This is a genomic window from Pseudomonas sp. OV226 (genome assembly GCF_003148705.1).
GTDB lineage: Bacteria > Pseudomonadota > Gammaproteobacteria > Pseudomonadales > Pseudomonadaceae > Aquipseudomonas.
On the sequence record NZ_QGGS01000004.1, the window covers coordinates 123,872 to 136,056 of the forward strand.

The following is a 12,185-nucleotide window of genomic DNA, read 5'->3' on the forward strand; positions in this document are numbered from 1 at the left end:
CCGAACGCAGCCTTCGGCAGCTGCTACAGGGAGTTCAGCGTTCTTCAGGCCTGAACACTAAGCCCGTATTCGGCCGCCGCATCCTGCAACCACAACCACCAGTAATCCGAGAAACTGCGACGGATCAGCAGTTCCCAGGTGTCTTCGGCGGTATGACGGATTACCAGTTGCGACTTGGCGAACACGGTGCCGACAGCCTTGCCCACCGGGAAGCTGTTGGGGTGCACGTCGTAGCTGGTGGATTTCATCAGCACCTGACGTACGTTCGGGCCGCTCAGTTCAAGAATCTGCTGGCCGCCGCTGACGTTGGTGATTGCGATGTGCAGGTCACCCAGCGCTTCACGCAATTTTTTCTCGGCGGCGAATTCTTCACCGGTCGGGACGATCAGCAGCCACTCATCCGGCCCCATCCATTGCAGGCTGGTTTCGCCTTTGATGATGACGCTCAGTGCGCCCGGCAGTTCGATGCCCAGCGCCTTGTGTACGCCAGCGGCAAACGCGGCGTCATGACCATCACCACGAATAGTCAGATGGCCGAGGAGTTTTTTCTCACGCACGGTCACGCCGGCGTTCTTGCGGCCCTTGCCCACCAGGCTTTGCAGGCCTGCGTGATGCAGCGACGACTCGGCCTTGGCCCCAGTGGTCGGGCGTTGTTGGTAAACATTGGCTGCGGTCATAAAGCACCTTTCCTGAATGATCGTTCCCACGCTCTGCGTGGGAATGCCTCTACGGACGCTCCGCGTTCGGCTGTTAAAGGGACGCGGAGCGTCCCGGGATGCATTCCCACGCAGAGCGTGGGAACGATCAGCATCAAATATTCTGGCGATCGCCTTTCGGATCGAAGAACACCGAAGAAACGATTTCCGCCTCGATCACGCTGCCATCGGCCAGCGGTGCGAACACTCGCTCACCGATGCGCTTCAAGCCGCCCTTCACCACGCCCATGGCAAACGAATAGCCGAGGGAGTTGTGCAAGTAGCTGGAGGTGACGTGACCGACCATGGTCATCGGGATCGCCTGCTTGGTGTTGAACACCAGTTGCGCACCTTCCGGCAGCCATTTGGCTGGATCGATCGGCTTCAGGCCCACCAGTTGTTTGCGTTGATCACGCACGCAGTCTTCGCGGTTCATGCCACGCTGGCCAATCCACGAGAACGGTTTGGTGCGACCGACACACCAGCCCATGTTCAAGTCGTCCGGGGTCATCGAGCCGTCAGTGTCCTGACCGACGATGATGAAGCCCTTCTCGGCCCGCAGGATGTGCATGGTCTCGGTGCCGTACGGCGTCAGGTTGTATTGCTTGCCGGCCTCGACGATTTTCTCGAGCACGCCCATGGCGTAGTCGGCTTGTACGTTGACTTCGTAGGACAGCTCACCGGTAAACGAAATCCGGAACACCCGCGCAGGAACACCGCCGACCAGACCTTCTTTCCAGGTCATGAACGGGAACGCTTCGTTGCTCAGGTCGATGTCGGTGACGTCGCTGAGCAGCTTGCGGCTGTTCGGCCCGGACAGGGTCATGGTTGCCCAGTGATCCGTCACGGAAGTGAAGTACACCTTCAGCTCCGGCCATTCGGTCTGGTGGTAGATTTCCAGCCATTGCAGCACGCGTGCAGCGCCGCCGGTGGTGGTGGTCATCACGAAATGGTTGTCGGCGAGACAAGCGGTTACGCCGTCGTCGAAGACCATGCCGTCCTCTTTGCACATCAGGCCGTAACGCGCCTTGCCCACATCGAGCTTGGTCCAGGCGTTGGTGTAGATGCGGTTGAGGAACTCACGGCAATCCGGGCCCTGAATGTCGATTTTGCCCAGGGTCGAGGCGTCCAGCAGGCCGACGCTGTCGCGCACGGCTTTGCATTCGCGTTTCACGGCGGCGTGAATGTCTTCACCGTTTTTCGGGAAGTACCAAGGGCGTTTCCACTGACCGACATCTTCAAATTCAGCGCCGTTTTTCACGTGCCAGTGATGCAGCGCGGTGTGACGGACCGGTTCGAAGATGTGCCCACAGTGACGACCGGCCACGGCGCCAAAAGTCACCGGCGTGTAGTTCGGGCGGAACATGGTGGTGCCCATCTGCGGGATGGTCACGTTCAGCGAACGGGCGGCGATGGCCAGGCCGTTGACGTTGCCGAGCTTGCCCTGGTCCGTACCGAAGCCCAGTGCGGTGTAGCGCTTGACGTGTTCAACCGACTCGAAACCTTCGCGGGTCGCCAGTTCGATGGCGGCAGCGGTGACGTCGTTTTGCAGGTCGACGAATTGCTTCGGCGCCCGTGCGGTGGTTTTTTCGTGCGGCACCTGGAACAGCGCCAGTGTTGGCTCTTCCAGACGGCTCAGGGCTTTGGGCAGTACGCCTTCGACCATTTGGAACCCGGCTTCGGCAGCGGCGCGAGCGCCCCCTTCAAAACCGTCGGCCAGGGAATCGCCAAGGCCGTAGACGCCGTTGATGCCACCGACGCACACGCGTTTTTGCGGTGCTTCGCCCGGTACGAAACCGAGAATGTCTTCACGCCAGATCGGTTTGCCACCCAGGTGCGAAGCCAGGTGAACCACCGGGCTGTAACCGCCGGAGCTGGCAACGATGTCGCAATCGAGCCACTCGCCAGGGCTGGTCACGGCGTGAGCTTTCACATCAATCGCCGCCACGCGAGCAGCGGTCACGTGCTTGCTGCCACGGGCTTCGATCACGGCGCTGCCGGTGAGGATGCGAATGCCTTTGGCGCGGGCTTCTTCCACCAGTGCGCCACGCGGGTTGCTGCGGGCGTCGGCGATGGCCACCACTTGCAGGCTGGCGTCGAGCCAATCCAGAGCAACGCGGTAGGCGTGATCGTTGTTGGTCGACAGCACCAGTTTTTTGCCCGGTGCCACGCCGTAGCGACGTACGTAGGTCGACACAGCGCCGGCGAGCATGTTGCCCGGCACGTCGTTGTTGCCGTAAACCAGTGGACGTTCGTGAGCGCCGGTCGCGAGAACGACACGCTTGGCGCGAACACGGTGGATGCGCTGGCGGACCTGGCCAATCGGTGCGCGATCGCCGAGGTGATCGGTCAGGCGCTCGTGAATGGTCAGGAAGTTATGGTCGTGGTAACCGTTGACCGTGGCGCGCGGCAACAGCAGCACGTCCGGGGTGTCCTTGAGCTCGGCGATGACGCTGGCGATCCATTCGGCAGCAGGCTTGCCGTCGAGGCTTTCACGGGAATCGAGCAGGCTGCCGCCGAACTCTTCCTGTTCATCGGCGAGGATCACACGGGCACCGCTGCGTGCAGCAGCGAGTGCAGCGGCCAGGCCAGCAGGGCCACCGCCGACGATCAGCACGTCGCAGTGCTGGTTCATGTAGTCGTAGGTGTCCGGATCATTCTCGGTCGGCGAACGGCCAAGACCGGCGGCCTTGCGAATGTACTTCTCGTAGGTCATCCAGAACGATTGCGGGTACATGAAGGTTTTGTAGTAGAAGCCCGGCGGCATCAGCTTGCCGCCGACCTTGCCGAGAATCCCCATCATGTCGTTGTTCACGCTCGGCCAACCGTTGGTGCTGGTGGCGACCAGGCCCTGGTACAGCGCCTGTTGCGTGGCGCGCACGTTCGGAATCTGTGTGGCTTCGGTCGCGCCGATTTGCAGCACGGCGTTCGGCTCTTCGGCGCCGGCAGCGAAGATGCCGCGCGGACGGGAATACTTGAAGCTGCGACCGATGATGTCGACTCCGTTGGCCAGCAGTGCAGCGGCCAGCGAGTCGCCTTCAAAGCCTTTGTAGCTCTGGCCGTTGAAGGTGAAGCTCAGGACTTTGTTGCGGTCGATCCGTCCACCGTTGGACAGGCGATTGATCTGGCTCATACCTTCGCTCCCAGAGCCTGCGCGGCCGCTTTCGGACTTTCAGTCTTGTCGGTGAACTGCGGCTTCGTGCCGATCTTGTAGGTTTCCAGAATCTCGTAGGTCACGGTGTCGCGGGTGACGTTGAAGTACTGACGGCAACCGGCAACGTGATCCCACAGTTCGTGGTGCAGACCGCGAGGGTTATCGCGGAAGAACATGTAGTCGCCCCACTCCTCGTCGGTGCAGGTGGTCGGGTCCAGTGGACGCGGGATGTGCGCCTGGCCGGATGCATGAAATTCCTCTTCGGAGCGCAACTCGCCGCAGTGAGGACAGAAGATATGCAACATGGGGATTTCTCCTATCAAGCGCCGTGAAAACGTAGCGAGCGAAGGCAAGACAAGGCAAAAACAGGCGAGAAAGCGGAGCTTAGTTTACTAAGTGAGCATTTCGAGCCTGTTTTTAACGCCGTATTGCCGAGCGCAGTAGTTTTCATGGGGCCTTTGTTAGTGGGCAACCGCAGCAGCGCCGTGTTCATCGATCAACGCACCGTTGTGGAAACGGTCGATGGAGAAAGGTGCGGCCAATGGGTGCATTTCACCCTTGGCCAGGCTTGCGGCAAACACGTTGCCCGAGCCAGGTGTCGCTTTGAAGCCGCCGGTGCCCCAACCGCAGTTGAAGAACATGTTCGGTACCGGGGTTTTCGAAATGATCGGGCAGGCATCCGGCGTGGTGTCGACGATGCCGCCCCACTGACGGTTCATGCGTACGCGGGACAAGACCGGGAACATCTCGACGATGGCCTGGATCGTGTGTTCGATCACCGGGTACGAACCGCGCTGGCCGTAGCCGTTGTAGCCGTCGATACCGGCGCCGATCACCAGGTCGCCCTTGTCGGACTGGCTGATGTAACCGTGCACGGCGTTGGACATGATCACGCTGTCGATAATCGGCTTGATCGGCTCGGACACCAGCGCTTGCAGCGGGTGGGATTCGATCGGCAGACGGAAACCGGCGAGTTTGGCCATGTGCCCGGAGTTACCGGCGGTGACCACACCGACGCGCTTGGCGCCGATGAAACCCTTGTTGGTTTCAACGCCGATGCACACACCGTTTTCCTTGCGGAAACCGATCACTTCGGTCTGCTGGATCAGGTCCACGCCCAAGGCGTCGGCGGCACGGGCAAAGCCCCACGCCACGGCATCGTGACGGGCCACGCCACCGCGACGCTGGACGGTGGCGCCCATCACCGGGTAGCGGGTGTTTTTCGAGCAGTCGAGGTACGGAATCTCGTCGGCCACTTGTTTGGCATCGAGCAGTTCGCCGTCCACGCCGTTGAGGCGGTTGGCGCTGACGCGACGCTCGGAATCACGGATGTCTTGCAGGGTGTGGCACAGGTTGTAAACGCCACGCTGGGAGAACATCACGTTGTAGTTCAGGTCCTGGGACAGGCCTTCCCACAGTTTCATTGCGTGTTCATACAGGTGCGCCGACTCGTCCCACAGGTAGTTGGAGCGAACGATGGTGGTGTTGCGCGCGGTGTTACCGCCACCCAGCCAGCCCTTTTCGACCACGGCCACGTTGGTGATGCCGTGTTCCTTGGCCAGGTAGTAGGCGGTCGCCAGACCATGCCCGCCGCCGCCGACGATGACCACGTCATAGACCTTTTTAGGGGTCGGCGTGCGCCACATTTTCTGCCAGTTTTCGTGATGGCTGAGGGAGTGTTTGAAGAGGCCGAAGCCCGAGTAGCGTTGCATAGTCATTTACTCCAAAACCGCGCTCAGCGATAAACCGGGAAGTCCGCGCACAGTGCCGACACTTGCTGGGCAACATTGGCCTCGACATCGGCATCGCCGAGGTTGTCGAGGATGTCGCAGATCCAGCCGGCCAGCGTGACGCACTGGGTCACCTTGAAGCCGCGCGTGGTCACCGCCGGGGTGCCAATGCGCAGGCCGGAGGTGACGAACGGCGACTGTGGATCGTTCGGGACAGCGTTCTTGTTGACGGTGATGTGGGCGCGACCGAGTGCTGCGTCCGCCTCTTTGCCGGTGAGGCCCTGACGGATCAGGCTGACCAGGAACAGGTGGTTATCGGTGCCGCCGGACACTACATCGTAGCCGCGTTTGATAAACACGCCGGCCATGGCCTGGGCGTTGTCGATCACTTGTTGCTGGTAAACCTTGAAGCCTGGTTCCAGCGCTTCCTTGAAGCACACCGCTTTACCGGCGATGACGTGCATCAGCGGGCCGCCCTGGGCACCCGGGAATACTGCGGCGTTGAGCTTTTTCTCGATTTCTTCGTTGGCCTTGGCCAGGATCAGGCCGCCACGTGGACCGCGCAGGGTCTTGTGGGTAGTGGTGGTGACCACGTCGGCGTACGGCAGCGGGTTCGGGTACAGACCGGCGGCGACCAGACCAGCGACGTGGGCCATGTCGACGAACAGCAGTGCACCGACCTTGTCGGCGATCTGACGGAAGCGTGGGAAGTCGAGGGTCTTGGAGTAGGCCGAGAAGCCGGCAACGATCATCTTCGGCTTGCACTCGACGGCCAGACGCTCGACTTCGTCGTAGTCAATCAGACCGGTTTTGGTGTCGATGCCGTACTGCACGGCGTTGTACAGCTTGCCCGAGGACGACACTTTGGCGCCGTGGGTCAGGTGACCGCCATGGGCCAGGCTCATGCCCAGAATGGTGTCGCCAGCCTGAATCAAGGCCAGGTACACGGCGCTGTTGGCCGAGGAACCGGAGTGCGGCTGCACGTTGGCGTAATCAGCGCCGAACAACTGCTTGGCGCGCTCGATGGCCAGGGCTTCAACCTTGTCCACGTGCTCGCAGCCACCGTAGTAGCGCTTGCCCGGATAACCTTCGGCGTATTTGTTGGTCAGGCCGCTGCCTTGCGCTTCCATGACGCGCTTGCTGGTGTAGTTCTCCGACGCGATCAGCTCGATGTGATCTTCCTGACGTTGCTCCTCGGCATTCATCGCCGCCAGCAGTGCATCGTCGTAACCCTGGATCTGGTCTTGCTTGCTGAACATCGCGTCTCTCCCAGCGGCATCTGTGCGCCATTCGTCTCGGTAAGGCACTGGCATGACGGCAGTGCCCTTTGATGCCGATGGTATGACCGGCGCAGACAGGTCAAATGCCTACGGACGCCACGCAAAGGTGCGTTTACGACATAAGCCGAAATGCCTGACCGGACACAATCTTCAAACTTGAAAGAATCCCCTGTGGGAGCGGGCTTGCCCGCGATAGCAGTCTGTCAGTCGGCATCATTGCTGGACCTGACTTCGCCATCGCGGGCAAGCCCGCTCCCACAGGGGTCAGGCAGCGATCTGACGGACAAGTAGCAGCAGGAAAAAATGCACGGGATACAGCGCATACGCCCAGCGGCGCATGGGCGGTGGTTTTACGCCTTTTGCGTGTCGCAACAAGACCAGCCCCAGCCATGGCGCAATCAGACAAGCAACAATGCCGGGGATGGCCGCGCTGTTGCCCAGCCGGGCGGCGTAATACAGCGTGTGCCATTCGTTGGCCGCCAGGCAGACCAGTCCCGGCAACAGCGCAAAATACCAGGGCCGCCGGATCACCAGCAGCATCGCCAACGGCAATAGCACACCGAAGAAGCCGAACATCAACCGTTGCCAGAACAGCATCGCCACCAGCAATGCAGCAGCGGCCAACAGTCGCGATTGCAGCGTCTGGTGCTGCCAGCCACGCGCCACCAACAGGCCCAGGGCCAGCGTGGGCAACACGTTCAAGGTGTCGGGATCAGGAATGAACATTCGGTAAGGAATTTCGCTGATCGCACTGAACAGCAGCAACCAGCCGAAATATCGCCATTGACCTTGCGTCGTCGCCACGTCGGTTCGCGACAGGTTCACGGCCATCGCCAGACAAAACCACGGAAACGCCAGCCGTCCCGGGACATACAGCAAATCGACGGAGTAACCGACATATCGCAGGTGATCGATCACCATGCTCAGCAGCGCCAGCCACTTGAGCAGATCCAGTGCCCCATCCCGTTGAGTCATGTGCATAATTGCCCGTCGTCTAAGTGTTTTTCTGTCAGACGCATCGCGTGTGCTCCCCGGATGATCTTCGGTAAAGTGCGCACCATCATTGACCACGAGACGCTTCACCATAAGCGCCTCGACCACGGAAAGCAGGGCCATGACCGATAAGAGCCAACAATTCGCCAGCGACAACTATTCCGGTATCTGCCCTGAAGCCTGGGCGGCCATGGAACAGGCCAACCACGGCCACCAGCGTGCTTACGGCGACGATGAATGGACCGCTCGCGCGTCCGACGATTTCCGCAAACTGTTCGAAACCGACTGCGAAGTATTCTTCGCCTTCAACGGCACCGCCGCCAACTCGTTGGCCCTGTCGTCGCTGTGCCAGAGTTACCACAGCGTGATCTGCTCGGAAACCGCCCACGTCGAAACCGACGAATGCGGCGCACCGGAATTCTTCTCCAACGGTTCCAAGCTGCTCATCGCCCGCACCGAAAACGGCAAGCTGACCCCGGAATCGATCCGCGAAGTGGCCCTCAAGCGCCAGGACATCCACTACCCGAAACCGCGCGTCGTGACCCTGACCCAAGCCACCGAAGTCGGCAGCGTCTACACCCCGGAAGAAATCCGCGCCATCAGCGCCACCTGCAAGGAACTGGGCCTGAACCTGCACATGGACGGTGCGCGTTTCTCCAACGCCTGCGCGTTCCTTGGCTGCTCTCCGGCAGACCTGACCTGGAAGGCCGGCGTTGACGTGCTGTGCTTTGGCGGCACCAAAAACGGCATGGCGGTCGGTGAGGCAATTCTGTTCTTCAACGAAAAACTGGCTGAAGACTTCGACTACCGCTGCAAACAGGCCGGGCAACTGGCGTCGAAAATGCGCTTTTTGTCGGCACCGTGGGTCGGGATCCTGGAAAACGACGCCTGGCTCAAATACGCCCGCCACGCCAACCACTGCGCGCAGTTGCTGGCCGAACTGGTGAGCGACATACCTGGCGTGGAACTGATGTTCCCGGTACAGGCCAACGGCGTGTTCCTGCAACTGTCTGAACCTGCAATTGCTGCCTTGACCGCCAAGGGCTGGCGCTTCTACACCTTCATCGGCAACGGCGGCGCACGCTTCATGTGCTCGTGGGACACCGAAGAAGAACGCGTCCGTGAACTGGCCGCCGACATTCGCGAAGTCATGTCCCGCTGATCACCACGTCAGTCTGCCGCAACACACTCCTGTAGCAGCTGGCGAAGCCTGCGTTCGGCTGCGCAGCAGTCGTAAAACCCTATAGCGCGGTGTGCATGACACACCATGCTGTCTGAATTCACGACTGCTGCGCAGCCGAACGCAGGCTGCGCCAGCTGCTACATAAAAAGCGCTGTCGCCCCCTCCCGATACAAAAGTGCCCGTGATCGTGGCGCAACTCTTGGTCTACATTGTCTGCGAGCCGTTTTGATCCGCTCACATAACAATAATCAGGAGCGTATGCATGTCCCTACAAGGCAAAACCCTGTTCATCACCGGTGCCAGTCGCGGGATTGGTCGTGAGATCGCGCTGCGGGCGGCGCGTGACGGGGCCAATATTGTAATTGCGGCCAAAAGCGCCGAGCCGCACTCCAAATTACCGGGTACGATTTTCAGTGTGGCGCAGGAAGTCGAAGCGGCCGGGGGCAAGGCGCTGGCCTTGCAGGTGGACGTGCGCGAGGAAGACGCGGTACGCGCAGCACTGGCCCAGGCCAACGAACATTTCGGCAGCATCGATGCGCTGATCAACAATGCGGGCGCCATCAAGTTAACCGGGGTCCAGCACATCGAACTCAAGCGCTTCGACCTGATGCACCAGATCAACACCCGCGCCGTGTTGCTGTGCAGCCAAGCCGCCCTGCCCTATCTGAAAAAAACCGGCGGGCACATTCTCAACCTGTCACCGCCCTTGAATTTGGCGACCAAATGGTTCGCCCAATACAGCCCCTACACCGTGACCAAATACGGCATGAGCATGCTGACGCTGGGCATGAGCGAGGAGTTCAAGAACTACGGCATCAGCGTCAATTCGCTGTGGCCACAGACGATGATCGCCACCGCCGCCATTGAATTTCAGCTCGGCTCACGGGAATCATTCAAGCATGCGCGCACGCCAGAGATCATGGCGGATGCCGCCCACGTCATTCTGGACAGCAGCGGTCGTAGCATTACTGGCCGGCTACTGATTGATGAAGTGATTTTGAGAGAGAACGGGGTCACAGAGTTTGACCACTACCGCCACAAACCGGACAGTGACGCTGCGCTGATGACCGATTTGTTCGTCGACTGAATCTTTACCTGACCATCAATATGCGACGCACGTAAACGGATTGATTACCGTGCGCCGCAGAACTTAATTTTTTTAACATGCACATATTTGATACTTATAGCCTGCAAGCGAAGATCATATCTTTGCGAATTTGTATAGCTGTAAAAGTTGACAGCTATACAAATTATTTGATGACCATTAACGTCTCTTTTACTCAGCGGACAATAGCCCACCAAAACCCCTGAGCAATTTGTTTCAAATTCTTTATATCGCTAAAGGAGATATACAATGGACATTGAATCACGGATTGGCACCAATTTTCTTAAAGCAGACTTCCCTCTAACCCTAGAAAACTTAGCCATCAAGACAGGTGACACGGTTGAAAATAGCCTCAACCCAAGGTCTTCTGTCAGATTCAAACTCTGGAACGACAAAGCCGGAGTATATTCTCTCAGTACGATTGCGCTGGGTGGTCCAGATGAAGATCGGGGTAGTCTCTGGAAAGCACCGGAGAAAGGGCATGAAAGTTATAAGTGCATGCTTTCACTTAGTAACGGCGACGTTATTCATCATAAGGGTGAGTATTTTGAGTTTCTTTGCAATAGATTCGAGTACCCGCAGGATGGCACGCTTAAGCTCAAGTACCTTGGAGCGGCGGTAAAACAAATCTAGACAATATAACTTCAAGGGACTTAACGATAGCCAATTTTACGCACCGTCCCTGCAACACCAACGATGACCCTGACTCACTCTTAAGTCAGGGTCATCCAATGCGCAAACCCAGCGTCACAAACGATGTTTTAACAGACACATCCAATGAAATTTACATGGTGCAGCATATTTGTCTTCTGGACTCTAAAACTCGATACGCACGTCGCCCTTCGGCACGCTGCAGCACGACAAAATAAACCCTTCGGCCTCGTCTTCTTCGGTGATCCCGCCGTTGTGGTCCATTTCGACCTCGCCACCCAGTTTCATCACCTTGCACGTCCCGCAAATGCCCATGCCGCAGGCCTTCGGAATCAACAGCCCCAACTTGGCAGCCGCCGCGTGAACGGTTTCCCCCGGCGCAACGCGAATGCTTTTGCCGGACGCGGTGAATTCCACCTGATACAGATCCGCCACGTCGAGTTCCGGTGCGTCGGCCGCCTGCTCGGCGTGTTCCACTGCATCGGCGCGCGCCTCTGGCGGGGTCGCGCCGAAGGACTCTTCGTGATAACGCGACATATCGAAGCCAGCGGCTTCCAGCAAGCGCTTGACCGCACTCATGTACGGCGTCGGGCCGCAGCAGAACACTTCGCGCTCAAGGAAGTCCGGCGCCATTAACTCAAGCATTCGGTGGTTGAGGTAACCGCGATAACCGGCCCAGGGCTCACCCATGCCGTGCTTCTCGCAGATCAGGTGCAGGCTGAAGTTGTCGATCCGCGATGCCATGTGTTCCAGCTCACGGTGGTAAATGATGTCCTTGGGCGAGCGGGCGCTGTGGATAAACACCATGTCGACGTTGCCGTTGGTGTCATAGAACCAGCGCGCCATGGACATGACCGGCGTGATGCCGACGCCACCGCTGAGGTAGAGCACCTTCGGCGCGGTGAAGTCCATGGCGTTGAACAGCCCGACCGGCCCGTGCACTGCCAGCTCCTGACCTTCATGCAGGGTATCGTGCAGCCAGTTCGAGACCTTGCCGCCCGGCACACGCTTGATCGTCACCGAAAAGCTGTAAGGCACCGATGGCGAGCTGGAAATGGTGTAGGAGCGCATGATCGGCACGCCTTCGATTTCCAGCTCCAGGGTGACGAACTGCCCCGGTTTAAAGAAGAACATGATCGGCTGATCGGCCATGAAGCAGAAAGTGCGCACATCCCAGGTTTCCTGGATGACTTTGACGCAACGGACGATGTGTCGACCATTGGCCCAGGTCTGGGTCGTTACCGGATTCAGGAAGCTGTTGGACATGCTGTTCTCCACCGCCGATGCTCGGCCTTATGTTGGCGATTCTGCGTAACGCGCCGATCACCCATTTACCTATCTGCGACATTCACATACTTATCGCGACCAGCCTGCATCTACCGGGGGTTGCGCGT

Annotated in this window: 10 protein-coding genes; 3 read left to right on the forward strand and 7 right to left on the reverse strand. The window is 59.2% G+C overall.

What is annotated here, in order from left to right; all coding sequences use genetic code 11:
• Positions 1-44: 44 nt before the first annotated feature.
• The 6 genes from C7534_RS09100 to C7534_RS09130 all read right to left on the reverse strand — a co-directional run bounded on the left by C7534_RS09100 (position 45) and on the right by C7534_RS09130 (position 7,840).
• Positions 45-677, reverse strand: a complete 633-nt coding sequence (locus C7534_RS09100; RefSeq protein WP_046029889.1) for a sarcosine oxidase subunit gamma — start codon at positions 675-677, stop codon at positions 45-47.
• Positions 678-810: 133 nt separating this feature from the next.
• Positions 811-3,828, reverse strand: a complete 3,018-nt coding sequence (locus C7534_RS09105) for a sarcosine oxidase subunit alpha (RefSeq protein WP_109785582.1) — start codon at positions 3,826-3,828, stop codon at positions 811-813.
• Positions 3,825-4,154 carry a sarcosine oxidase subunit delta gene (locus C7534_RS09110; RefSeq protein ID WP_007947734.1) on the reverse strand — a complete coding sequence of 110 codons (330 nt, stop codon included), beginning with the start codon at positions 4,152-4,154 and terminating at the stop codon, positions 3,825-3,827. Before C7534_RS09110 ends, C7534_RS09105 begins: the two co-directional genes overlap by 4 nt.
• A gap of 156 nt (positions 4,155-4,310) precedes the next feature.
• Positions 4,311-5,561, reverse strand: coding sequence for a sarcosine oxidase subunit beta (locus C7534_RS09115; RefSeq protein WP_007947735.1), 1,251 nt, complete (start codon positions 5,559-5,561; stop codon positions 4,311-4,313).
• 23 nt (positions 5,562-5,584) lie between these two features.
• Positions 5,585-6,838 (reverse strand): serine hydroxymethyltransferase, encoded by a 1,254-nt coding sequence (gene glyA / locus C7534_RS09120; RefSeq protein WP_046029886.1) that lies wholly within the window; start codon positions 6,836-6,838, stop codon positions 5,585-5,587.
• A gap of 285 nt (positions 6,839-7,123) precedes the next feature.
• Positions 7,124-7,840: a TraX family protein gene (locus C7534_RS09130; protein WP_046029884.1), complete on the reverse strand. Its 717-nt coding sequence runs from the start codon at positions 7,838-7,840 to the stop codon at positions 7,124-7,126.
• A 133-nt stretch (positions 7,841-7,973) separates the two neighbouring features.
• Between C7534_RS09130 and C7534_RS09135 the strand changes: the two genes are divergently transcribed.
• The 3 genes from C7534_RS09135 to C7534_RS09145 all read left to right on the forward strand — a co-directional run bounded on the left by C7534_RS09135 (position 7,974) and on the right by C7534_RS09145 (position 10,773).
• Complete coding sequence (locus C7534_RS09135) at positions 7,974-9,014, forward strand: threonine aldolase family protein (RefSeq protein WP_109785583.1); 1,041 nt, start codon at positions 7,974-7,976, stop codon at positions 9,012-9,014.
• A gap of 283 nt (positions 9,015-9,297) precedes the next feature.
• Positions 9,298-10,122, forward strand: coding sequence for an SDR family oxidoreductase (locus tag C7534_RS09140; protein WP_109785584.1), 825 nt, complete (start codon positions 9,298-9,300; stop codon positions 10,120-10,122).
• Positions 10,123-10,389: 267 nt separating this feature from the next.
• Entirely contained in the window at positions 10,390-10,773 is a 384-nt protein-coding gene (locus C7534_RS09145; protein WP_109785585.1) for a hypothetical protein, read from the forward strand.
• A gap of 183 nt (positions 10,774-10,956) precedes the next feature.
• On the opposite strand, the gene gbcB is transcribed toward C7534_RS09145, so the two are convergent.
• Positions 10,957-12,057, reverse strand: a complete 1,101-nt coding sequence (gene gbcB / locus C7534_RS09150) for a glycine-betaine demethylase subunit GbcB (RefSeq protein WP_046029877.1) — start codon at positions 12,055-12,057, stop codon at positions 10,957-10,959.
• Positions 12,058-12,185: the final 128 nt, after the last annotated feature.